The organism is Holophagales bacterium (genome assembly GCA_016699405.1).
Lineage (GTDB): Bacteria > Acidobacteriota > Thermoanaerobaculia > Multivoradales > JAGPDF01 > JAAYLR01.
Window position 1 is genome coordinate 20,005 of sequence record CP064972.1, and the last position, 23,022, is coordinate 43,026.

Here is a 23,022-nt window from a genome sequence, read left to right on the forward strand (position 1 = left end):
CGGCGTCCCTCTCTGGTATCCGCTGCCCGGCAGCGGTGCGGAGGGGCCCAATGGCTGGAAGTACCGCTTGGAAGTCCGCGACCCCGCAGCTCTCGTTGGTGCTCCCTGGCGTTCCAGCGTCACAGTTTCATTCTACAGATGTTGAGATCGGATCGCGCAAGGCCAGGCGCTCCGGCAGCCTGATCCGGCAGGCGCTCTACCTCGACCAGGAGGACGCCTACGCCGCCGGCGAGGTCGGCTTCCTGGCCCGGGCGCTCGTCCAGGCGACGCTCCCCCACAGCGACCCGAAGGCCAACGAGTTCGTCCGGCGCAACGGGCATTTCACGCTCTCGATCCTGGCCCCGAAGGACGTAGGGCTGCCCTACGGCCGCTACCCGCGCCTGGTCCTCGCCTACCTCACGACCGAGGCGGTGCGTCGCAAGAGCCCCGACGTCGAGCTCGGCAGCCACTTCTCCCACTTCTGCGCCGCCCTTGGCATTCCGCCGACGACCGGCCCGCGAGGCTCGCTACCGATGCTCCGGGATCAGCTCCAGCGACTCTTCGCCTCGACCTTCCAGTGCATCTTCCACGACGAGAGCCAGGGGCGGCACGCCGGCGACGGCTTCCTGATCGCCGAGAAGCGGGAGCTCTGGTGGGACCCTCGGCCCGGCAAGGGCGAGGCCGCCTGGGGCTCCCACGTCGTCCTTTCCGACCGGTTCTACCGGGAGGCGACCGAGGCGCCGGTGCCACTCGACCTCCGGGTGCTTCGCGCCCTGCGGTCGCCCTTTGAGATCGACATCTACGTCTGGCTGACATGGCGCTTCTTCCGGCTCCGCAGGCCGGTGACGATCCCGTGGGCGTCCCTGGCGCTCCAGTTCGGGTCGGGGTACGCGAACCCGCGGCACTTCAAGAAGCGGTTCCTGGGCTACCTGCGGAGCGTCATCGACTACTACCCCGAGATTCGACTCGAGAGCGCCTCGAGTGGGCTCCTGCTCAGGCCATCGCCAACCCATGTCGAACCGCAGGTGTCGCGGCGGCCCAGAGCGCATGCAGCCGGGATAGGCATCGGATTGCGGGGCCGCGAGTCGATCTAGTCCCACCAACTGGTTGGGCCGGCGATGGTGGCGCGCTTCTGCCGGCTCTCAACAATCAGGCCACTCGGCGTCCAGTACACCCGACGGATAGGGTCTCTCGAGAGCACGGAGCCCACATAGCTTCCATCCTCGTTCAACCAGCGGAACCGGTTCTTCTCCAAGAGCCCGATTCCCGTTTGCGCGACGATGAGGTCTCCGCCATCGGTTGTGTCCACCACGGCGTGGAGCGTCTCCCCTCGAAGAACGTACAAGCGCGTGTCGGTGAGGAAGTACAGGAAGTCCCCGGTGTCAGCAATGCGATGTGGGGCAGTTCCAGTCTGGAAGACGCGCAGTGGATTTCCAGACGGACTCACCTGGACGATTTGTCCGGAAGCGCTCGCGAGGAACGCCTCGTTCGATCTGCCCGCGAACGCCGCCGCGTTGATCCAGTCAGAGGCGTGCAGCTCGCTCACCTGCATGCTGAAGCTGATCGAGAGGTTCTGCCCGCCCACCTGCACGCTCGTCTGGCCGAGTCTCTTCTCGTACTTGACGCCCGTGTACGCCGACAAGGACGCCAGGTCGAGGCCCGTGAGCAACTCAGCAGCGCTCGTGATCTCCTTCATGCGCTCTTCGGACTTGGGATCTCCGGGGTTGAGATCTGGATGCCACCGCCGCGCCAGCTCCCGGTACCGGCTCTTGAACTCGTCCTGTGAGAACGGAAGCTGGAGGTCCATGACTGCGAGTGCCTTGGAAACCTCGTCGCTGGTGCCAACTTGGGCTGCCTCTCCTGAGACTGGGCGCCACTCCTCCTTGATGGGGAACTTCAGGCCCCATAGCCCGCGCCCGTCGGCCGTCAGGCACCAGGCCTCGTCCACACCGGAGACGATGTAGCGGGAGTTGTCGCAGGACAGAGCGACGGACCGCAGGCAGTTCTTGAGTCTCGTTCGATCGAGATCCAGCCTCTTGCAGAGCCTCTCGACCTCGAGATCGCCCGACATCGGCGTCTCGATGAACGGGCGAAGGTCGGCGTCGTAGGCATGAAGCACACACTCACGCGAGAGCGCGATGAGGCCGTTCCCGAGAGGATTCGTGGCAACGCGATAGACATCGTGAAGCAACGGAGCAGAGGCAGAAGTCTCCCCCCTTGGACCGTAGCGAACGGCTGAGGCCCTGGCATTGGGAAAGGCGGCTGCCTTGCCGAGATCGTCGAGCAGGAGGAGGCCTTGGTTGATCGAATGGAACTTCCGAAAGGCCGGATCGGGCCGTTCAGCCGTCGGGATCTTCTCGGTTGTGGTGATCCTCCAGGTCGGCGCTTCCCGTACCTCGAAGGCTTCGTCTGGGATCTCGATCGCTGTCGCCACACGCCCCTGGGCTGCCTCCTCCCAGCGAAGAGGCGCCCGCGGCAGGGGCACGAGCGGGATCCTGCTGGTGTCGATCTCGACGAGTCTCAAGGGCGCGCGGTCGACTCGGTGGGAACGCACCTCCCTGGCAGGCTGGGGCGCTGGAGCCTCCGCAGCATTCGCCATGTACAGTGCGTAGGTCGATCCCTGCCTCACTCTTCGGATGCGTCCCGCCTTCTCGAGCCAGGAGATCAAGGTCGCGAGTCTTCTCCCGTCGTCGAATCCGACGAGTACCTTGATGCTGGTCTGCGGGCACCCGGGACGAGCTTCGATCGCCTTAGAGATCTTGCCGAAGAGGTCCAGGTTCTCGAGGTGACGCTGCGGCTCGTCCTTCCATGGGGCGAGCTCCGGAACCGACTCGACGATCCTCTTCATCTCCGCGAGCGCGTCGCGATCTCCTGCGAGGGCGAGCATGATCCCGCCCTGTTCGAGGCCTGGGATTCCCTGGAGGTCGAACGAGCCGTATTCGCGCTTCGTGCTGCGGACCAGCGCTGGCAGCTGGTTCAGGTTCTTTCTCGCGAGAGTTGCGGCCGTCGCGTAGTCGCGGGCCGACACCGCCTCGAGCATTCGCCCCATGGTCTCGAAGTAGGGTGTGCTTCCAGCGGCACCTTGTGTGGCAGCGGATTGGCTGTCGAAGACAGGCCGTTCCGGTTGCGCGTCGATCGCAGCCGACTGGCGCGAGGCGCCCGGGTTTGGTGACCCACTGCGACCGAAGAGATCCTTCAGGAAGCGCAGCATGAGCCCTCATCGTGGCGGTCCAAGGCGAACGCTGTGGTCTCGGCGGTCAATTGGATGGCGGCCCTGCTACCTTTGCCAGCTCAGTCCGAAGCCCCTCTTGGACCGCTCGAAGTCGCGGATTCTCGGGATACCTCTGCAGCCCCTGCTCGATCACGGACATAGCGCGCTCAAGCAACTCGAGCCGCTTCTTCGGGGTCTTGAGTTTGGCCGCCTTCTCGGACAATCCAACGGCCTCGTTGACGAGCACCTGCGTCGGAAAGGATTCGGCAAGCCCCTCCATGGAGACCCTGAGCGATTGCCTCGTATAGGCGGGGAGTCCCATCGCCGCTGCCTGGTGGTACGCCTCGATCGCCAGCTCGTAGCGTGCCGTAGCAGTCTCCGGGTTCTTCGACGAGAGTGCGATGTTGAGGGAATCAGTGAAGATCTCGAGCATGCGCTGAGCGTCGAAGGTCCCGGCGTATTGCCCGGAGTACCGTGAGGACGAGCGAGGGGGTATCGGCGAGTTCATTGAATCTCCTCCACGCCTTCGGCAAGCTGGGCTGCCGAGCCATCTTGGCGCCCTCCAGCCAGATCTGCAACCGATGAAAGTGTGACGCCGCCGATGGAACCAGCCTAGTCGGCATCCGCCGGCAGAGGCGTGTAGACGATGACCTCCTCAGCCTGTCCGGCGGGGAGGCCCGGTAGTCGGGGTCGGCTCGGCCGCTGCCCTGCCGCGACCCTGGCCCAGTAGCCGCGTGGGGGGACGGGGATTCGAAGACGCTTGCAGGCCTTGGCGAGTCCGCGGCCGGACAGTCCCCACTCGGTGGCCAACGTCTCCACCGGCACCGCCCACACGCGTTCGAACAGCTTCTGGCGGTCGAGGCGGACCTCGATCGCGCCGGAGCGCCAGTTGCCAATGCGCTCGGTGCGGTAGAGGATCGCTGCCGCTTTGGTGGCGGTTGGCTTCGGGCGCTCGATGTCCAGTTTGTCGAGCATCTCCCGTGCTCGGGTCGGACGGGAGCGATCGAACGCGCTCCGAGCGAGTCGGCTTTCCGGTATCAGGCCGACCTTCTTCATGCGGTTCCGGATGCTCCCCGTCCTGGCCAGCTCCGAGAGAACCTCCTTCGAGCAGTGGTCGTCGGTCGCGAGCAGCCGCATCACGTCGGTGAACTCCCAGTCGCTGCAACGGAGAAGGTCTCGCCGTGCGCTCGCGATCACGCCAGGGGACGCCGCCTGCCATCGGACGCCCGTGGCGAACAGCACTCGGAGCGCCTCGATCGGTCGATGCTCGCGGAAGCGGTACTGAATGCGAGCCAACTGGATCGCGATGACCGCACCGGCGTCGGTCGGTGGTTTCTGGCGGAGCAGGATCGCGACCACATTCTCGTTGGCCGCCGAGCGGTACAGCTCGTCGAAGTCGTCCAAGGTCGGATCCGGCTCGAGCTTCTCGAGGATCACCGCGTGCCCACTGCCGCAGGCGGCCTCGATCGCGCTGTGTCGATCCTCGTCTTCCGGCTCGTTGTCGACGTATTCCAGGTAGCTAAGCCACGGTACGTGGGCGTGCGGGTCCGCGCCGGCCCAGAGGCAGAGCATCACGCCCTTCTCGTGCCCTTCTCCCGCGTGGTGGGCAAGGGCGATGTCCAGTTCCGCCTGCAATCTGGGGTCGCCGGTCCGATGCCGCTTGACGAAGCCGAAGAGCGGTTTGTTGCTCGTGTGCTCGCCGAGCGCGTGAGCGATGGCGTGATCCTTCGTGAGGTCCAGCCCGAGGCCGAGAAAGCGCTCGAAGAGCTGCGAGTCGTAGGTCGCGAGGAGAGTGTCGACGCAGACGGAGCGCGGGTTGGCGCCCCAGGCCAGGAGCAATTCGAGCAGATCCTGTCGGCGCATCGACAGCGCCGTATCGAGCGGATTCTTCGGTTCGAGGGTGAGATCGTAGCCGTTGGCCAGGAGCAGCAGAGTCAGGGCTTGGTCTTGGCGCTCCAACGCGATTCCGAGCGCCGTACCTTGCCGCCGACGCTCCGGAGATCCAGCCGCGAGCTGCAGCGGTCGCCCGGCCTGAATCCAGCGCTCCACGTCGTAGAGCCGGCCGGATCGGCAGAGCTCGAGGAGCTCCGCGAGGTCTCCCGGCGCGGCGGTGAGTCGCGCTGGACGTCGTGGGTCACCGGGCGAAGGGTTCGTCCTCGGGTCGACGAACGACACAGCACGAGGCTGATTGGAGGTCGAGGCCATCTCCAGGGGAGGGTAATCGAACAGGGCAGAACCGCCCTCGTGTCCGGACTGGCGCTTGCGCGAAAGTTAACCCAGGGTTAACATTCGTGCGATGACGTCCCCTGCTCGAATTCGCCGGTCGCCTGACTGGGACTCCCTCTTCGAAGTGGCCCAGGGCCAGGATGGCTACTTCACGACGGCCCAAGCGGCGCAATCGGGGTACTCGCGCCCCCTCCTGCACAAGCACCTGGCCGGCAGGAAGATCGTGCGCGCACGGCGTGGTGTCTATCGGGTCGTGCATTTCCCGGCCAGCGACCGGGAGGACCTTGTTGTCCTTTGGCTCTGGAGCGAGCAGGCGGGAGTGTTCTCGCACGACACGGCTCTGGCGCTCCACGACCTCTCGGACGCTCTGCCGAGCAAGGCGCACCTCACGCTGCCGGCGGCGTGGGGTCGTCGGCGCCTGCGTGTGCCCGCGGGTCTCGTGCTCCATTTCGCCGACATCGGCGAGCGGGATCGCGCGAGCTTCGGAGCCGTTCCGGTAACGGCACCACTTCGGACCCTCAGCGACTGCATCGAGGCTGATCTCGCGCCCGAGCTCCTCGACCAGGCGATAAGCCAGGCGCGCCGTCGAGGGCTGATCTCGGCTGCCGATGAGGCTCGCCTTCGCAGCCAGCGAAGCGGACGCCGGGCGGAGTCGCGATGACGGTACGCCAGTATGCGACGCCCCTCGCCTTCAAGCAGGCGCTGGAACAGCGGCTCAGGTCGTCGTCGGCGACCGGCACGGACTTCGGCCGACGCCGGCAGCTGCTCGTGTTCGACCGTTTCCTCGCGCGACTCGGAAGGGTCGCTGGCGATGCGGTGGCGCTCAAGGGCGGGCTCGTGCTCGAGCTGCGCCTCGAGCGCGCTCGCACGACGAAGGACGTCGACCTGCGAATGATGGGGTCGCCGGCGGACGTGCTGGAGCTCCTCCAGGAGGCCGGCCGACTCGACCTCGGCGAGCACATGAGGTTCGAGATTCAGCCGGACGGCGAGCACCCCGAGATCCAGAACGAGGGGATGCGCTACGAGGGCTACCGCTACCGAGCCGAGTGTCGGCTGGCCGGAATGATCTACGGCCGCCCGTTCGGCGTCGACGTGGCCTTCGGTGATCCGCTGATCGGTGCCCCAGACGTCATCACTGCGGAAGACACGCTTGCCTTCGCCGGCATCGCTCCGCCGGCGATCCGCCTCTATCCCGTCGTTACTCACATCGCCGAGAAACTCCACGCGCTTACGATGCCGCGACTGCGCCCGAACACCAGAGTGCGAGATCTTCCGGACATCGCGCTGCTCGCAACGACCGGCGAGATCGACGGGAGCCTGCTTCGACAGGCCATCAATAGGACGTTCGAGTTTCGGAGCACGCACGCGGTCCCGGCGGCGTTGCCGGATCCGCCAGAGTCCTGGGAGGCGCCGTACGCCGCGATGGCAGTGACGGACGCTCTACCGTGGCCAACGCTCGAGCGAGTCGGACAGGCTGTCTCATCATTCCTGGACCCGCTGCTTCGGTCGGACACAGTTTCCACTTGGAACCCGGGAGACTGGAGATGGTTGTGACAGAAACCCAGAGCCCAGTCCGCCGCGACGCGAGGTGTTGATTGTCTGATCCCTCTCGCCCGGAACGGACAACGCCCGAATCGGGCCGTCGCGGGGAAAGCCCTTACGCGACGGGCGGAGGTGGTTTCACCTTCGAGCGTCGTGTTGCGGTGACCTACCTCGCGCGACTCCTTACGGGTGACACCTCTGGTGAGCTGGACGGCCGCTACGTCGAGCGGGTGTCGTTTCAGCAGGCTCCGGAACACCCCGTCGACGATCTGGTCATCGCAGCTTCACGAGAGTGTGGGACCGATCCTTTGACGCTCGAGGTCGCCGTTCGAAGAGCGCCTGCGTTCACCACGAGCGACGCGGACACTGAGCACCTCGTCGGCAAGCTGCTTGCCTCGATTCGACTGGCCACGGCCGGGAATGCAGACCGGCGCGTGGCCATCTGTGTTGCCGGCCCGCAGCCGGCGGCGCGGGAGGTCGAGCAGCTCGCGGGACACGCTCGCCAGCAGGCCAGTGCCCAAGGACTCTTCACCCTGATTCGCACGCCCAGCCGATTGTCAAAGAGTGTGCGCGCCCGGCTCCAGCACCTCGTCAACTTGGTGAAGGCGAACCTCTCTGGGAACGGCGAGGGCACGTCCATCGAAGCGGTAGAGGCTGCGACCTGGCAGCTACTCAGCCGCCTCCATATCCTCATGCCCCGGCTCGAGACACCGGACGAGTCGGACTGGTCCGAGCTGCTCAACCGCCTCGAACCATGGTCCCGAGATCAGACGAAATCCGGGGCCGCAGCATTGCGAGATCGCCTTGAATCGCTGGCTGCCTCCTACGCGCCAGCGGCTGCAGACGTCGGCCTGGCGATCTTGCGGCGGGATGCACATGAGGTACTGCACCTCGAGCAACGCCGTCGCGCAGTTGCGTGGAGGGAGCTGTTCCGCCTCGACGCCGACGCTCGGAGTGCGGTAAGCAGCGCGCTCGGTGTAGGCGCGGTCGCTGCTCCCGTGCAACTCCCGCGATTGGCCCTCGCCGCGAAGGTGCGTAGCGAGTTGTCTCCGAGTAGTGGGGTTCTCGTTTCCGGCGAGTCTGGAATAGGGAAGTCCGCGCTGGTACTGGGCGAGCTTGCCGGCGTGGCCAGGTCGGATCCGGAGCAGTATGAAGTCGTCTGTCTTAACCTCCGACTCTTGCCGCCGACGATGGCTGAGCTCCGTAGTGCCCTCGGCGCACCGCTGGAAGACCTCCTCGCCGAGATGTCCGCACCCACGCGCGTACTGGCAATCGACGCCGCAGACGTCACGCTCGAACGCGGCGACCAGCTGCTCGGGCAGCTTCTCCGCGCAGCCCGAACGGCATGTGTCATGCCGTGGGTCGTGTCCGCTACGGACGGCCGCGGCGCTGTGCATGCCGTGATGCAGCAAGATGCCGGGTCATTTCGCGAGCTGACCATCAGCGGGCTCGAAGACGCCGAATTGGAGCAGGTCGCAGGGGCCTTCCCTCAGCTAAGGCGGCTCCTTGACGAGCCCCGAGCAAAGGCACTGCTCCGCAGGCCGGCAATCCTGGATCTGTTCGTCCGTTCTGGCAGTCACGGCCTGCCACTCAGCGACGCCGACGCGTTCGACATTGTCTGGACGAAGCTGATCCGCAAGGACGAGCGCACCCTGTCGGGGCTTCCAGATGCCAGGGACCAGGTAATGCGCCAGCTTGCTGCAAACCAGCTGCGCCAGATTGACGCACCGACGACCTACCCGTCTCTCGACCCGGCTGCAGTCGCCGGATTGCAGCACGACGGGTTACTGCGGCCTGTCGACCGCTGGAATTCGCTGCCCACCTTCGCTCACGAGCTTCTCCGCACCTACGCTGTCGCGCGAGTGCTGCTCTCGTCTGCGGATCCTGTCGGCACGCTCATAGCGAGCGGGGTGCCCCGGTGGGCGCTTCCGGCCACCCGCCTGGCGCTTCAGGTGCAACTCAGCGCGCCGGACACGCTCGACACTCCCTTAGCTGATCGGCTTGTCCGACTGCAGACAGCGATCGATCGCCTTGCGGCAGCGGGCCATGGTGACCGATGGGCCGACCTTCCTGCCGAGGCAGTGCTTGTTCTTCCGAACGCCCGCGACGTCTTAACCGAAGCTTGGGCAGCTTTAACCGCTGGTGATGGTTCAGGCCGGCGACGACTGCTGCGGGTGGTCCAACAACGACACGGCCGGTCCGGAATCGTCGACAGGCTTGTTGCTGAGCCGTTGGTCGACCTCCTTCTCGTTCACGGGTGGCCGTCGAAGCTGCAGGATGACGTCAGCGAGCTGCTGCGCGGCTGGTTGCGCGGTTTGGTGGTAGCTGGTGAACCCAAGGGCCATCCGCTTCGCAAGGTTCTACGGGAGAAGCTGGCAGCTCACGTCGCGGCTGGCGATCGTAGCCTCGCTGAGAGTCGCCGGTTGGAGGCGGAGCGGCTCGCGGCGCGGACGCCAGAGCAGATCGCCAAGGACGAGGAACGAGCTCGTGCTGCGTTCTCCCTTGGCTCGCTCGGCAGTCGGCGCCGCCGCGCGCAACGACCGGACGTGCCGCATGAGCTGATCGAAGATGAGCTGTTGGAGCAACTCGCCCTGCTCGGAGCCGATCTTGGCGACGAGGGAGAGGCGCTGTTGCGGCGGGTAGCTTCGGACGCTCCGCATCACCTTGCCCCGGCCGTCGAGGGGCTGCTAACCGGACACAGCCTGGCTCTCTACGATGCTCGGCTCCTCGGCGACCTGGTTGAGGCCTACTACATCGACGACTACGACGACGACGGGTACGACGGGATTGCGCGTGACGGCATACGTCACCATCAGCATGGCGGTTTCAACGCGCCCTTGGCGGCGTTCTACCGCGGTCCCTTTCTGGCACTGTTCCGCGCCGACCTGCGCGTCGGCGTGGCTTGCTTGAACCGACTGTTGAATCACGCGGCGCGAGGCCGAGCCCGGATTCTCGGGAGCTTCGGCCAGCGTAGCGCGCCAGAGCTGGCCGACCGATTCGCTGTGGAGCTGGACGTCACGGGCGAGCGACGTCGCTTTGTCGGCGACGAGCACGTGTGGTTGTGGTACCGAGGCACTGGCGTCGGTCCATACCCATGCATGAGCGCGCTCCAAGCGCTAGAGCTGATCTGCGACGAGTACATTCGCGCCGGCGTTCCGATCGACAGGCTAGTCCGGCTCATGTTGCACTCGTGCGAGAACCTGGCGATGCCAGCCCTTGTAGTTGGCATGCTGGTCCGCCACATTGAGGATGCACGTACCGCTATCGATCCATTTCTTGCCGAGCCGGTCATCTGGCGCCTCGAGTTCGTCCGAAGGGTCCACGAACACTCCGGTCTGTCGGCTCGTACAGAAGGGATCGCTGCGCCTGACCGTCGCACGTGGACTCTGAGAGAGGCCGCGATGTGGCTCACTCTCAGCGCCGACTCCGATCGTGGCAAGGTTCTAGAGGCCGTCGGTCGGAGGCTCGTTGCGCGTGCGACGGAACTGGAAGGCGATAGAGCCCAAGGCGAGCCCATGTCAGAGAACTTGGCCGCTGTGCACGGTTGGGCGGCCAGCTTCGACCGCCGCAACTTCAAGTTTTCAAGAACCGAGCAAGGCGTGCTTGTCGAGCAGGTTCCGAACGAGCAAATCGTCGCTCGCTTGGCTTCATCGAACACCGACCTTGCCCGCGGCCAGGAAGCCACCAGGCTGATGCTTCGGTACGGGGACCGCTTCGAGCACATCGCAAAGAGGACCCCCGGCACGTTCGACGAACTCGTCGCCGACATCGCTACAGCCCAGAGTCTCGTAAGTGACCCGCCCAAAGCCGCGCCGGGCCGCCCCTATGACGCTCCCGCCGCTGTGGCTGCAGCTGCCCTAGAGGCGAAGTTCCGGCTTGGCTGGGGCGTGCCGGAGGACGATCTCGCCTGGGCAGCGGGCCTCCTGGTTGCCCTGCTGAATATCCTCGCGGAACAGGATGTCTCAGAAGAGGACTACTCCGTTTTCGGACATGGAGCCGACCGTTCCGCTGCGCGGGGGCTCCCGATGCTCTGGCTGCCGGAAGCGAGCTACCTAAGGGAACGCCTGGCGGCCGAAGAAGGGCTTGACGAGGCTGCTGTCGCGCGCGCTGTCGGATGGCTCATCGAGAAGGGCGCGAACGAGTCGCGGCTGTTTCTCGCGCGCGGCTTCGACGAACTCTGGAACACCTCATGCGGCGCGGCGGGGGACGGATGCCACCACGTCGCCTCTCTTCGCATCATCGAGGACATTGCTCGCGATTGCCTCATCGGTCCGTGGGACCCGAATCTGCAGCGGAGAGGGCGGCTTCACATCGATGGACCCGTCGCTCCAGAGCTCGGGCAAGCGGAGCAAGACCGAGTCCTCGTGCCGAGGCTGAGTGCCGCGATTCGCGGCGCCGCGGCCTCGGCAGTGTCGGGCGCTTGTTGTCGTGCCGATGCGTTGCAGCTGCTCGAAGCTCTCCTCACGGCACACCGCCGTGGTATGCATGAAATCGAGAGCGGATATTTCCACAGTGCCGATGATGCCGCAGTAGCTGCGCGCGCTGTTCTCGAACTTTCAGCTGTTGGGAACGACGGGCTTCTAATGGCGTTCATTGATGACTACGCAAAGAATCCGCGGCTGCTCAGCGAGTTCCTTCATGCGCTTGTCGCGGCGGGTGAAGAGACGCAGCTCCGAGCAGCAGCGGTGTCAAGGCTCTGGCCGTTCATTCTCGAGCGAGTTGTCGACCTTGTGGTGTCAGGCGCCTGCCCGACCGACGACCACCACTATGGCCGAGCCCCTCTTGCCGCAGTGATCCCAACGCCGTCGTACGAGTCGGGCTACCTTCATCGCGAGTACGAGGGCGAACCGATTCTGTGGGCAGATCCGGTAGCGCTGACACCGCAGATTCAGCGGTGGATCCCTTTCGCCGCTGGTCACCGTGAGCCTCTCGATGCGCTTGTGCAGCTGATCGATCGAGTCCCCTTGAAGCGCCAGCCTGAGGTTGGTTTGGCTTGGATCGAGCAGCTCGTCATGTACTACCCTAAGGGGATTGCGAATCGCAGCTTCCAGCTTCCCGGGTGGCTCGAGAAAATCCGGCCGCACCTATCGGCTCCGGCGTTACTAAGTGCGTGGCATCGGATCGTGGATGCTCTCACTGTCGCCGGGGACGACCGTGTCGCGGCGCTGGCCGACTAGAGGCGACCCAGCGCAGTCTCTTGTGAGAGCGCGGTCGGCCGGTAGGTCGTGGCTTTCTCTCAGGATCGTGCGATGCCAACGTTTGCTCGTAGGGCTTGACCTCGGCACGAAGCTCATGAGATTCGGGCCGCGCAGCGACGCCGCCTGAAGCTGGGTTACTCGTCGGATCCGCTTCCTGCCGGTTCCGATGTCGTAGTTGGACTCCCCGAGTCCGGTCGGCGCTCCTCCCCTCCCTGTCTCCTCGATCCCCTGGCTTCACCCTAGACCGGCGAGCCGGCCGTCAAGGGTTCCCTGTCGGCGCTTCGCGCCCTTGACGGCTCGTCTCTCTTCGCCGGTCCCTCCCTCGCCGTGGACGACAGCGACACGGAAGGGAGGACACCTTGAAGCGCCACCGACTCGTTCGGATCTATCGACCCTCGCAGGAGACCGTCTGCTCGCAGTGCCGACACCCGCTCCGCGTCGGCGACTACCACCTCGAGCCCGAGGATCGCGGCTCGAAGCGAGTCTGGTGCAGCGAGCGCTGTGCTTGCGTCGCTCGGCAGGCTGGCCACGACCATCCTCAGGCAATCGAACTGATCCTGTAGGGCGACGTCGAACCGGAGCCGCGCCCTGGCCTCGACGAAGCCGGCGGCGCCGGTAACCGATGAAACTGTGACGGCGCCCGCCTCGGCTTCTCTGCGGAGAACGCTGGGGAATCGTCCGAGTTGTCCAGATGAAACGGTGACGCCCTCACCGATGAAACTGTGACGCGCCCGCGGCGCGGGCCGATGAAGCGGTGACGCCGCACCGATGATTCGGCGACGCCACCGGGGGCCAACCCACTGGGCCTGCGTCGTTTGCGCGCCCCTCCTGTAGTTCCCTGTAGAGAAGCCCTGTAGCTCTCCAGTAGTAGCCGGCGATCGGCTGCGGAAATCGCGGCTCCAGAACCCGGGACCGGCAAACCTGGATTCCACCTCCCGCTGCGCTCTTCCCCTCAACGCACGAGCAGTCTCATCGGCCGCTGCGGGGCGTCAAGGCCGAGCCCTCCGGGTGGCCTGCGGCCAGCCTTGACGCTTCCTCGCGGCCTGACTGGCTCTTCAGGTGCGTTGAGGGGAAGCCCTCAGGGTTCTCGGAATTTACCGAGAACGGCACCGAGAGGAGCGCGGCGATGTCCAAGGTGTACGAGGTGATCACCGGCCAGATCGTGGAGCAGTTGGAGCGGGGCGTGGTCCCGTGGGCGCGGCCGTGGAAGGTGGATGGGCTGGCGCCGTCGAACCTGGTTTCGCGGCGGCCATACCGCGGGATCAACGTCTTCCTGCTCGGCTTCCGCGCGGCGCCGACTCCCTGGTGGCTGACGTTTCGGCAGGCGAAGGCTCTCGGCGGAGCGGTTCGTGCCGGCGAGAGGTCGACCCCGGTGATCTTCTGGCGCTGGATCGACCGGCGGGGACGCGAGGTCGAAGGGGAAGATGCCGGCGCCCACGATGGCGGGCGGCGCGGTGACCGCATCCCGGTCCTGCGGTACTACTCGGTCTTCAATCTCGACCAGACCGAGGGAATCGACCCGGCGAAGGTGCCGTGCACCGAGGCCTGCGCGATCGCGGAGGTGCCGACTGCCGAGGCGATCGTCGCTAGCTTCCCGGATCCGCCGACCATCGAGCATCGCGCGCAGCCGCGCGCTTTCTACCGTCCAGCGACCGACAGCGTGACGATGCCCCCACGCGCCGCCTTCGACCGCACCCAGGGCTACTACTCGACGCTCTTCCACGAGCTGACCCACGCGACCGGCCACGTCAAGCGGCTCGCCAGACCGAGCTTCGACAAGAACCACGCGGCGCCGTTCGGGTCGGAGCCGTACGCACGCGAGGAGCTCGTCGCCGAGCTCGGCGCCGCGTTCCTCTGCGGCGAGGCGGGGATCGCACCCGACATCCCGAACTCCGCGGCCTACATCGACCACTGGCGGCAGCACCTCTCGCGCCATTCGCGGCTGGTGATCACCGCCGCGCAGCAGGCCCAGCGCGCAGCGGACTACATCCTCGGACGCGCTTCGCGAGGGCCCGAGGAGGTGGCCGCTTCTGAAGAAGCGGTCGCGACCGACGAAGCCGCCGCTTGACTCGGCGGGGGTGGCCCGGTAGCGTCAGGATGTCAACAAACGTTGATAATGACGCTACAAGAGGAGACCCCATGCTGAACAAAGTGCAGCTCATCGGTCACGTCGGACAGGACCCCGAGGTCCGCGCGACGCCGCAGGGGACGAAGGTCGCGGACCTTCGCCTGGCGACGACTCGCTACTGGCGCGACGACGAAGGCAACCGCCAGGAGGAGACGGAGTGGCATCGCGTCGTCTTCTGGGGGAAGACCGCCGAGAACGTGGCCTCGGTCCTGGCGAAGGGCCGGCTCGTCTACGTCGAGGGCCGGATCCAGACGCGCTCCTGGGAAGACGAGAGCGGCAAGCACTTCCGCACCGAAGTAGTCGCGGAGACCTGGCAGGCCCTCACTCGGGCGCCGGGGACCAGCGAAGCCGCCGCGTAGGCGAGCGCGATCGGCGGCGGGGAGGTGTGCTCTCCGTCGGCTCGTGCTCCACCCGCCAACATCGCCCCCGTCTCGCCTCGAGTCGGGGGTCGTTCTCGCCAGGAGGCGCAATGTGCGACATGAATGGAAGCGTGATCTCGGAAGCGGCTCGCGACTCGCGGCCCGCATCCTCCTCGTCCTTCTCACCCTCCCGCTCGTCGTCCTCGGCGCGGTCGTGGGTGGGGCGCTCGCGGCTTCCCGGGTCCGCCCGCGATTCTGAGTCCGAGCCCGCGACGGATGGCTGCGGGGCGATGACGCTCGCGACCGGAGAGCGGCTCTATCGCTGTCTCGGTCTGGGTCGGCCGGCGCGGGTGGGTGACGTGCTGCTCTGCCCCGACGCGGTGAGCCGGGCGACTCTCCGACGGTGGCGACGCTCGGGCTGGATCGTTCAACGCGAGCGCGTCGTACTGACCGCCAAAGGTCGTGCGGCGCTCCCGGTTCACCAAGCGGTCGTGGGATTCGCCGAGCGGGCCGGTCGCAGCACCCTCTTCCTGTAGGTCCGCACGGTGACACCCATCCGGACCCTGAGCCCATCCGTCCCCCTCGCCCGTGAGTCGTCGAGGGCCCGGCGCAGGCGGTCGGGTCAAGGGCGGTCGACAGACCGGCGCCAGCGAACCCTTGACGCGAGCGACGGCCGGGCGACTCTCCGGCGGTCGAGGGGGCGAGCGGCTTCGTGGGACCCCGGCGGCCCTTCCTGTTCCCCGCTTCGACCGCTCCCGGAGGTTCAGCGGCACCACGACTGCTGGTTCGGAGCCAGCCATGTTTCCCGGCCCGGGAAACCCCGTCGCCGCCTCCGCGGGCGCCGGGCTTTCGCCGGGCGGGCAACGTCTGGCCGCCGCTCGCTTGGGCTCGCGGGCAGGTTCGACGGGACGGAGTTGCAAATCTGCAACTCGCGGCTCGGCGGACTCCTCGGGAGGTGGCGATGAGTCGCCGGGGTCGCCCGCGCAAGGACCCGGCGCGTGCCCGCGTCGTCAAGAACGGCGCGCACTTTACTCCCGCCGAGGACGGCCAACTGCGCGAGCGGGCCCGCGTCCTCGGCATCACCGTCGCCGAGTTGCTGCGCGAGGCTTCCCTCGGCCGCCCGCTACCGCGACGGCACCAACCCGACCCGATCGCCTCCGACCAGTGGGTCGAGCTTGGCCGGCTCGCCGCCAACCTGAACCAGCTCCAGCGGGCCATCAACCGCGGCCAGGCCGAAGGCGTTCCGGCCGGTATCGTCGAGGAGCTTCGTCGACTGCTCCACGAGGTCCGCCAAGCGCTCGTCGGCCGGGCGGGGGCCGCGTGATCCAGAGCATTCACAAGGGGAAGGGATTTCGAGGAGTCCTGAACTACGTCTTCGGCCGCGCGAAGTCGCCGGAGCTCGTCGGCGGCAACATGTACGGCACCGATCCCCGAGCGCTCGCGCAGGAGTTCGGGGAGTGGCGCGAGCTGCGACCCGGTCTGACGCGCGCGGTCTTCCACTCGTCGCTCTCACTGCCTCACGGCCCCGGTGGGCGCGAGGAGCTCACCGACGCGCAGTGGCGCGACGTCGTGGAGCGGTACCTCGAGCACCTCGGCTATGGGCGCTCGCCCTTCGTCGTCGTTCGGCACCGCGACACCGACCACGATCACGTCCACATCGTCGCGGCGCGCATCGGCGCCGACGGACGGGCCGTCTCCGACTCGCACGACTATCGCCGCGGCGAGGAAGTCCTCCGCCAGCTCGAGCGCGAGTACGGCCTGACCCAGGTCAAGTCCGCGCACGAGGTCGAAAAGTCCGCCCTGCGAGCCGGGGAGGTCCGGCACCTCGAGCGCACCGGCGAGGTGAGCGTGCGTCTTCGGCTCCAGGACCTTCTCGATCGCGCCGCCGCCGACCGGCCGACGATGAGCACCTTCCTCGAGCGACTCCGCGCGGCCGGCGTCGAAGCGGTGCCGCGCGTCGCCACCACCGGGCACGTCTCGGGGATCTCCTACGGATTGGACGGCGTCTCCTTCCGCGGCTCGGCGCTCGGCCGTCCCTACTCCTGGCGGGGCCTCCAGGAGCGTCTCGGGGTCGACTACCGCCCCGATCGCGATCTCGCCGCCGTCCGCGTGGCTGCCGGCGCGAGTTTGGAGTCGTCACGGTCCTCGTCACCCTGGTCGCCGTCAAGCCTCGAGGCACTGCAGAAGGAGCTTCGAGCGCTTCCCACGAACGGTCGGCGCAGTGTGGTCGCGCGGGCGGCCTCGGAGCTCAGCCGTCGTCACGGGGGGGCACTCGCCAGCGCGGCCGACGCCGCTCACCTCGCGCACGCTCTCCGCTCGCCGCGAGCGGCGGCGCGACTCGCGGTCCGTCACGCCCCGGGGCTCTCCGTCGTGGCGCCGGTTCTCGATCTCGCGAGCGCCGCTCGGTCGCCGCTCGGCTTGCTCCTCTACGGGGCACGGCTCGCGACCTCGGCCGGTCGGTTGGCGCTGCCTGCTCTGGCGCGCTCCGACGGCCCGACACCTCTCTCGCGGAGCGTCACCGCCGCCTACGTGAGGGCGGCAGCGACCGGAGGCCCGTCGATGAGTCGGTTCCTCGACCGTCTCGAGGCGGCCGGCGTGCGACCGCTCCCGCTCGTCGGGCGCAGCGGCGAGGTGCGAGCCATCGCCTACCGGCTCGGCAACGAGGTGATCCCGGGCCAGGACCTCGGACCGGCGTTCACCTGGACGGGAGTCCAGCAGCGCCTGGGAGTCAGCTATGAGCCGACGAGAGACCTTCCTCGCCTCCGCGCGATCCGCGAACGACCAAGTGCTGAGCGCGGCGGCGCCACCGAGCCCGACGGGCCAGGGCGACCTGGCCGCGCTCCTGGCCGCGCTCACGGAGACGAACCGGAGGCTCGAAGCGCTCGAGCGAGCGAGCCGGGTCCTCCCGCCCACCGCCCACGAGACACGGTCGAGCGCGCGCCGGGCTCGGCTGACGTCGGTCGCGGTGTGGGCACTGGGAGCCGCACTCCTGACGCTCGTCCTGATCACGCTGGTCCGGCCCGACTGGGCGCTGGGGCCGCGCCAGCGCGCGGAGCTGCTGCTCGGGGAGAGGCTCTACCTCTACCTTCAGCGAATGGAGGAGTCCGAGCGGCTCGCGGTCCTGAAGTCGCTCTGGGAGGAAGCGCCACCGACGAGCGACTAGCCGCCGCCGCTCTCCGCGAATCGTTGCGAAGGACCGGGACGCCCGAGCTCTCGACCTATCACCGCCACCCGGCCTACGCGCCGAATCTCGAGCGAGCCGACACCGCCTGGGCGACGGCGGCGCTCCGGCGCGGAGTCGAGCCTCACGTGGTGCTGCGCGAGGTGGCGGAGCGCGGCGCGAGAGCGACGGCCTCGAAGGAGGCGACGCTCGCCCACGGCACGCGAGTCGTGGCACGCGCCCTCGCCACGGTTCAGCCTGGCCGGGCGGTCGAGAAGACTGTCTCGCTCACCGTCCAGGCGCTCGCGACCGCCGTCAAGGCGCCGATCGCCGTGGTCAAGGCGCTCTTGATCATCCGCACGATCGCGCGGGAGCTGTCGCAGGAGCGGGGTCGATGAGCCGGTGGCGGACGCGTGCTCCACTCGTCGCCGTTGCCCTCTTCATGCTCGTCTACGCGGTGCCGCAGTTCGCCGGACTCCGGCTGAACCTTTCGACGAGTATGCCGCGCGGGCTCTACCGCTCGGTCGACGGCAGGGTCACGACCGGTGCCTGGGTGGCGGTCTGCCTGCCGAGCGAGATCGCGAGGTTCGGCCTCGAGCGCGGCTATCTCGGGGCCGGCTCGTGTGCGGACGGAGTCGAGCCAGTGCTCAAGGCCGTGGTCGCGACCGCCGGTGATCTCGTCGAGGTGATGCGGGCGGGAGTCGCCGTCAATGGCGACCTTCTTCCGCACAGCGTTCCTCTCGAACGAGACCGAGGTGGCCGCCCACTCGCCGCCTTTCCTGGCTTGGCTCAGAGGCTTCGGCCGGGGGAGCTCTGGCTCCACTCACCGTTCGAGGACCGCAGCTGGGACAGTCGCTACTTCGGTCCAGTGCCGCTCGAGTGCGTGAAGGCCGTCGTCGTGCCGGTGATGACGATTCAATGAGCGGCCAGCCTGGCTATCGTCTGACGGCGCGAGCCGAGCTGACGCCGAAGGGCGTCATCGCGCGCGGGATCGGCGCCGTCGTCGCGATCGGCGTGCTGACGACCTGGGGACTCACGCAGCACGCGGCGCAGCGGCTCGGTTTCCACTCCGCGCTCGGCCAGCCCTGGCTCCCGGCATTGACTGGCCGCGAGGAGATCCTGAATCTCGTGGCCTGGGGGCTCTGGGGCGCCGCCCTTCTGCTGCTCGTCCCGAGACGGACCCGCCTGTTGACGCCAATCGTCGCGGCCCTCGGCGCCGGCGCCTTCGCCTGGTCGCTGGGCCCGATCTACACGCCGTTTCACTTCCTGGTGTGGGCGCGGCGCTTGAACGCCACACCCGCGGCGCGGGAGTTCTGGCGGGCCGACTTTCGGATTCTCGGACTTGCGACGGGCATCGCCGCGTTGGTGTCTGCCGTGGTCGTCGCGATCGTTCTTCGGCGGCTCCGGCCGCAGTCCGACCTCCACGGCTCGGCGCGTTGGGCGACGGAGCGGGAAGCGCGCGAGGCGGGCCTGTTCGCCGAGCAGGGCCTGATTCTCGGTCAGTGGCCGGGGCGTGGCGGCCGCGTCCTCCGCCACGACGGCCCGGAACACGTCTTCGTCTTCGCCCCGACGCGGAGCGGCAAGGGCGTCTCGCTCGTCGTGCCGAATCTCCTCACCTGGCCGCACTCGGTGCTCGTCCACGATATGAAGGGGGAGAACTGGGTGCTCTCGGCCGGCTGGCGGAGCCGCGAGCTCGGCAGCCTCTGCCTCAAGTTCGATCCCACCTGCTCGGACGGCTCGGGCGCGCGCTACAACCCGCTCCTCGAGATCCGGATGGGCGATCAGGAGGTTCGCGACGCGCAGAACGTCGCGGACATCCTCGTCGACCCGAACGGCGACCGGATCCGCGACCACTGGGACCGCACGGCGCACTCGCTCCTGGTGGGGCTCATCCTGCACGTGCTCTACGCCGAGAAGGAGAAGACCCTCGCCGGCTGCGCACACTTCCTGGCGCGACCCGACCGGCCGATCGACCTGAGCCTCGAGGCGATGCTCGGCACCGAGCACGCGCCGCCGGGGCATCCCGGCTGGCGCGACCCGGTGACGGGCGAGTGGCTCCGCACGCACCCCACGATCGCCGCCGCGGCGCGCGCCCTCATGGACAAGTCGCCCAACGAACGGTCGGGGGTCCTCTCGACCGCGCTCAGCTTCCTCGATCTTTACCGAGACCCGATCCTGGCGCAGAACACGGCGGTCTCGGACTTCGCGCTCGAGGACCTCGTCGACCACGACCGGCCGGTGAGCCTCTACCTCACAGTCCCACCTTCGGACCTGAGTCGAACGCGCCCTCTGGTCCGGCTGCTCCTCAACCAGGCGTGCCGGCGGCTGACGGAGCGGATGGACTTTTCGGAGGGCCGGGGCAGGGGAGCGGGCAAGCACCCGCTCCTCCTCATGCTCGACGAGTTCCCGGCCCTCGGCAAGCTCCAGTTCTTCCAGGAGTCCCTGGCCTACCTCGCCGGCTACGGCATCCGGGCGATGCTCATTACGCAGGACCTGTCGCAACACCAGGGCGTCTACGGCAGGCAGGAGTCGATCACCGCCAACTGCCACGTCCGGATTGCCTTCGCCGCCAACAAGCCCGAGACCGCCGAGCTCCTCTCCCAGATGGCGGGCGACACGACGGTCCGGCATAAGCAGGTCTCCTACCGCGGAGGCGGTTTGGTCCCCGACCGCAGCATCACCCAGCAGGAGATCCGGCGCCGGCTGCTCACCCCCGACGAGGCGATGCGCCTGGACGCCGATCACGAGGTTGTCTTCGTGGCGGGGCGGCAGCCAATCTACGCGGAGAAGCTGCGGTACTTTGACGACGCCCGCTTCTCCGAGAGAGCTACGATTATGGCCCCGGGAGCCTCGGACTACGTGGCGTCGCTGGCCAAGGCATGGACAACGCGCCAATGTCCCTCAGAGGTGGTCGCGGACACCGAGTGCATCGAAGGTGAACTACGGGACCTCGGGAGGGATCTCGGGGCTGAGCACCATCGGGGACTGGACCGCGGGTAGCCGAGCCAGCGAGAGAAACGGACGCAAGGATTGAGTCGGGAGGACGATCGTGGACGACGAGAAGGCAGCAAGAGTGAGGGAGCTGATCCAGCGGCTATTCCGAACCTGCGCTGATCTTGAGGCGTTGTTCCCCGGACGGCCCTTCACTCCAGATGGACATACGATGGGCTCCATCGGTGAGGTTCTGGCAGCCGCTCACTACGGCCTCCGCCTCGAGTCACCATCCAAGATGGGTCGGGACGCTCACGCTGAAGACGGTAGAGCCGTCGAGCTCAAAGCGACGAGTGGGAAGCGTGGTGGGGCAACCAGGATTGCGTTCAGCGAAGATCCTGGTGACGTGCATGTCTTGGTACTCCGGATCTCTCCGGACGGGGAGATGCACCACGAGTTCAATGGGCCCGGCCGTCTCCTGCTCAGCCACCTGAGCCCTCGTCGCAAGAATGGCCAGCGGACAATCTCACTGTCGAAACTGCGCGAGATTCAGAAGAGCGTCGCGGCAGTCAATCGCCTCGCCTACTGAGCTAGCTCGGGTCTGCGACCTTGTTCGAATCTAAGTCGCCCACTTTTTTTGAAGGCACTCGCCGACCGTCTTGGCGTGATCGAAGGCCGTGATCCAAGGAACCTCGGGCCTCCCCGACCTCCTCTGATGTTGCAGGCGGTCAATGAACTGTAGCAGCGCCACGTCGGCGTGCAGGATCTGCGCTAAGACCTCGTCGGCGAGGTTGATGCCCGGCTTCTTGGCCCTGTGATAGGTGTCAGATTCGTACCAAGTGCTGCTCCTGACGAAGACAAGGCAAGGAAGTCCAAGGTCGAAAGCGACGTTGTACTCCGCTTCCGTGATGGACACACCGGACACGTGCGGGAGACCGTAGCGCCGGTGCAGCACAAGAGCGAATCGATTGGCCGTCTTGACGACCTCGAGGCAGTTGTCCATCGCGTTGGCGCTGAGATGCGGAAAGTCTGGTCGATGGAACCAGAGAGGCGTGTGGCCTTGGTCCTCTAGCTGATCACACAGATAGGTCAGCACGTCAAAGACGTCATCAGTACCTGAGAGAAAGATCCTCATCGGGTACCACGACGCCTGGTGAGCGTGTACAGGGCTGCCGCTCGGAGCACCTAGGGGATCCTATCCAACATCGGTAGGAGTGCTCTGATCGAGCGCTAGGGCTGGTGCGAGGCGGGACGAACTCAACGGACGTTGACATCAACTCAACGCTTGTGTAGTGTCCCGACCCATGCGGCACGGGGCACACGACGAGCAGCGGCAGCGGTGGACTGAAGGGCTGATCCGGGAGCTGGGGGAGACCATCGTCCGCGCCCTCGGCGACGAGGACGTGGTCGAGGTGCTCCTCAACCCGGACGGGCGGATCTGGCTCGACTCGCGCACGGAGGGGATGTACGACTCCGGCGCTCGGTTCCTGCCGCAGGAGGCGGAGGCGATCCTCGCCTCGATCGCCGGGATGCTCGGGACCCAGATCGACTCCGAGCATCCGATCATCGAGGCCGAGCTGCCGCTCGACGGGAGCCGGATCGAGGGCATGGTGCCGCCGCTCGTCGCGCGCCCGTGCTTCGCGATCCGCAAGCGGGCGACGCGGGTCTTCCCGCTCTCGCACTACATCGAATCGGGCTCGATGACCGTGGAGCAGGCCGAGCTCCTGCGCTCGGCCATCGCCGAGCGGCGGAACATCCTCGTCTCTGGAGGCACCGGCTCCGGCAAGACGACGCTCGTCAACGCGATCCTCGACGAGATGGTGCGCCTCGGCGAGCCGAGCGAGCGCTTCATCCTGCTCGAGGACACGGTCGAGCTCCAGTGCACCGCCGAGAACCACACCGCGCTCCGCACGACGCGCCACGTCGACCTCGCGACGCTCGTCAAGGCGACGATGCGCCTCAATCCCGACCGGATCATCATCGGTGAGGTTCGCGGGCGCGAGGCGCTCGACCTTCTCAAGGCCTGGAACACCGGCCACCCGGGCGGCTGCACCACGGTGCACGCCAACAACGCGGTCGCGGCGCTCTCCCGCCTCGACCAGCTCGCGCAGGAGGCCGGTGTGCCCTCTCAGCGCGCCCTGATCGCCGACACTGTCGGCCTCGTCGTCCACATCGAGGGAGGGAGCCGCGGGCGCCGCGTCTCCGAGCTCGTTCGCGTCGCCGGCCTCGCCGGCGACGGCAGCTTCCAACTCGAGCCGCCCGCGGCTCGGCCTACCGAGGAGGAGTGA

General features: G+C 67.2%; 19 protein-coding genes. 15 read left to right on the forward strand and 4 right to left on the reverse strand.

Annotated features, from left to right (window positions below):
- The first annotated feature begins 50 nt into the window (after positions 1-50).
- Positions 51-1,073, forward strand: a complete 1,023-nt coding sequence (locus tag IPJ17_00070) for a pirin (protein QQR74040.1) — start codon at positions 51-53, stop codon at positions 1,071-1,073.
- On the opposite strand, the gene IPJ17_00075 is transcribed toward IPJ17_00070, so the two are convergent.
- The 3 genes from IPJ17_00075 to IPJ17_00085 all read right to left on the reverse strand — a co-directional run bounded on the left by IPJ17_00075 (position 1,070) and on the right by IPJ17_00085 (position 4,765).
- On the reverse strand, positions 1,070-1,786 hold the full coding sequence (locus IPJ17_00075) for a J domain-containing protein (protein ID QQR76039.1): 717 nt from the start codon (positions 1,784-1,786) through the stop codon (positions 1,070-1,072). The two genes, IPJ17_00070 and IPJ17_00075, sit on opposite strands and share 4 nt — an antisense overlap.
- A gap of 1,450 nt (positions 1,787-3,236) precedes the next feature.
- Positions 3,237-3,623, reverse strand: coding sequence for a hypothetical protein (locus tag IPJ17_00080; protein ID QQR74041.1), 387 nt, complete (start codon positions 3,621-3,623; stop codon positions 3,237-3,239).
- A gap of 179 nt (positions 3,624-3,802) precedes the next feature.
- Positions 3,803-4,765 (reverse strand): hypothetical protein, encoded by a 963-nt coding sequence (locus IPJ17_00085; protein QQR74042.1) that lies wholly within the window; start codon positions 4,763-4,765, stop codon positions 3,803-3,805.
- A 9-nt stretch (positions 4,766-4,774) separates the two neighbouring features.
- Between IPJ17_00085 and IPJ17_00090 the strand changes: the two genes are divergently transcribed.
- The 13 genes from IPJ17_00090 (at position 4,775) to IPJ17_00150 (ending at position 21,323) form a co-directional block, all read left to right on the forward strand.
- Complete coding sequence (locus IPJ17_00090) at positions 4,775-5,476, forward strand: hypothetical protein (protein ID QQR74043.1); 702 nt, start codon at positions 4,775-4,777, stop codon at positions 5,474-5,476.
- 10 nt (positions 5,477-5,486) lie between these two features.
- The gene (locus tag IPJ17_00095) at positions 5,487-6,077 is read left to right on the forward strand and encodes a type IV toxin-antitoxin system AbiEi family antitoxin domain-containing protein (GenBank protein QQR74044.1); all 591 of its coding nucleotides are present in this window, start codon (positions 5,487-5,489) and stop codon (positions 6,075-6,077) included.
- Complete coding sequence (locus IPJ17_00100; protein QQR74045.1) at positions 6,074-6,970, forward strand: nucleotidyl transferase AbiEii/AbiGii toxin family protein; 897 nt, start codon at positions 6,074-6,076, stop codon at positions 6,968-6,970. The genes IPJ17_00095 and IPJ17_00100 overlap by 4 nt, the downstream gene beginning before the upstream one ends.
- Positions 6,971-7,119: 149 nt before the next feature.
- Positions 7,120-12,135 (forward strand): hypothetical protein, encoded by a 5,016-nt coding sequence (locus tag IPJ17_00105; GenBank protein QQR74046.1) that lies wholly within the window; start codon positions 7,120-7,122, stop codon positions 12,133-12,135.
- 1,147 nt (positions 12,136-13,282) lie between these two features.
- A complete protein-coding gene (locus tag IPJ17_00110) occupies positions 13,283-14,224 on the forward strand; it encodes a DUF1738 domain-containing protein (GenBank protein QQR74047.1) in 942 nt (313 codons plus the stop codon).
- A gap of 71 nt (positions 14,225-14,295) precedes the next feature.
- On the forward strand, positions 14,296-14,643 hold the full coding sequence (gene ssb, locus IPJ17_00115) for a single-stranded DNA-binding protein (protein ID QQR74048.1): 348 nt from the start codon (positions 14,296-14,298) through the stop codon (positions 14,641-14,643).
- Positions 14,644-14,755: 112 nt separating this feature from the next.
- The gene (locus tag IPJ17_00120) at positions 14,756-14,902 is read left to right on the forward strand and encodes a hypothetical protein (protein ID QQR74049.1); all 147 of its coding nucleotides are present in this window, start codon (positions 14,756-14,758) and stop codon (positions 14,900-14,902) included.
- A 31-nt stretch (positions 14,903-14,933) separates the two neighbouring features.
- Complete coding sequence (locus tag IPJ17_00125; protein ID QQR74050.1) at positions 14,934-15,179, forward strand: hypothetical protein; 246 nt, start codon at positions 14,934-14,936, stop codon at positions 15,177-15,179.
- Between the two features lie 425 nt (positions 15,180-15,604).
- Positions 15,605-15,967 (forward strand): plasmid mobilization relaxosome protein MobC, encoded by a 363-nt coding sequence (gene mobC / locus IPJ17_00130; protein ID QQR74051.1) that lies wholly within the window; start codon positions 15,605-15,607, stop codon positions 15,965-15,967.
- Positions 15,964-18,201 (forward strand): relaxase/mobilization nuclease domain-containing protein, encoded by a 2,238-nt coding sequence (locus tag IPJ17_00135; protein ID QQR74052.1) that lies wholly within the window; start codon positions 15,964-15,966, stop codon positions 18,199-18,201. The genes mobC and IPJ17_00135 overlap by 4 nt, the downstream gene beginning before the upstream one ends.
- The gene (gene traF, locus IPJ17_00140; protein QQR74053.1) at positions 18,198-18,725 is read left to right on the forward strand and encodes a conjugative transfer signal peptidase TraF; all 528 of its coding nucleotides are present in this window, start codon (positions 18,198-18,200) and stop codon (positions 18,723-18,725) included. Before IPJ17_00135 ends, traF begins: the two co-directional genes overlap by 4 nt.
- Positions 18,722-20,803 carry a type IV secretory system conjugative DNA transfer family protein gene (locus IPJ17_00145; protein ID QQR74054.1) on the forward strand — a complete coding sequence of 694 codons (2,082 nt, stop codon included), beginning with the start codon at positions 18,722-18,724 and terminating at the stop codon, positions 20,801-20,803. Before traF ends, IPJ17_00145 begins: the two co-directional genes overlap by 4 nt.
- A 73-nt stretch (positions 20,804-20,876) precedes the next feature.
- Positions 20,877-21,323, forward strand: a complete 447-nt coding sequence (locus IPJ17_00150; GenBank protein QQR76040.1) for a hypothetical protein — start codon at positions 20,877-20,879, stop codon at positions 21,321-21,323.
- Between the two features lie 30 nt (positions 21,324-21,353).
- Here IPJ17_00150 and IPJ17_00155 read toward each other — a convergent pair whose 3' ends face one another.
- On the reverse strand, positions 21,354-21,869 hold the full coding sequence (locus IPJ17_00155; protein ID QQR74055.1) for a DUF4062 domain-containing protein: 516 nt from the start codon (positions 21,867-21,869) through the stop codon (positions 21,354-21,356).
- 169 nt (positions 21,870-22,038) lie between these two features.
- On the opposite strand from IPJ17_00155, the gene trbB reads away from it, so the two are divergent.
- Positions 22,039-23,022, forward strand: coding sequence for a P-type conjugative transfer ATPase TrbB (trbB, locus tag IPJ17_00160; protein ID QQR74056.1), 984 nt, complete (start codon positions 22,039-22,041; stop codon positions 23,020-23,022).

Coding starts and splice junctions, on each gene's coding strand:
- IPJ17_00070 (QQR74040.1), top strand. CDS start 51: ATGGCTGGAAGTACCGCTTGGAAGTCCGCGACCCCGCAGCTCTCGTTG.
- IPJ17_00075 (QQR76039.1), bottom strand. CDS start 1,786: ATGGACCTCCAGCTTCCGTTCTCACAGGACGAGTTCAAGAGCCGGTAC.
- IPJ17_00080 (QQR74041.1), bottom strand. CDS start 3,623: ATGCTCGAGATCTTCACTGATTCCCTCAACATCGCACTCTCGTCGAAG.
- IPJ17_00095 (QQR74044.1), top strand. CDS start 5,487: ATGACGTCCCCTGCTCGAATTCGCCGGTCGCCTGACTGGGACTCCCTC.
- IPJ17_00100 (QQR74045.1), top strand. CDS start 6,074: ATGACGGTACGCCAGTATGCGACGCCCCTCGCCTTCAAGCAGGCGCTG.
- IPJ17_00110 (QQR74047.1), top strand. CDS start 13,283: ATGTCCAAGGTGTACGAGGTGATCACCGGCCAGATCGTGGAGCAGTTG.
- ssb (QQR74048.1), top strand. CDS start 14,296: ATGCTGAACAAAGTGCAGCTCATCGGTCACGTCGGACAGGACCCCGAG.
- IPJ17_00125 (QQR74050.1), top strand. CDS start 14,934: ATGACGCTCGCGACCGGAGAGCGGCTCTATCGCTGTCTCGGTCTGGGT.
- mobC (QQR74051.1), top strand. CDS start 15,605: ATGAGTCGCCGGGGTCGCCCGCGCAAGGACCCGGCGCGTGCCCGCGTC.
- traF (QQR74053.1), top strand. CDS start 18,198: ATGAGCCGGTGGCGGACGCGTGCTCCACTCGTCGCCGTTGCCCTCTTC.
- IPJ17_00145 (QQR74054.1), top strand. CDS start 18,722: ATGAGCGGCCAGCCTGGCTATCGTCTGACGGCGCGAGCCGAGCTGACG.
- IPJ17_00155 (QQR74055.1), bottom strand. CDS start 21,869: ATGAGGATCTTTCTCTCAGGTACTGATGACGTCTTTGACGTGCTGACC.
- trbB (QQR74056.1), top strand. CDS start 22,039: ATGCGGCACGGGGCACACGACGAGCAGCGGCAGCGGTGGACTGAAGGG.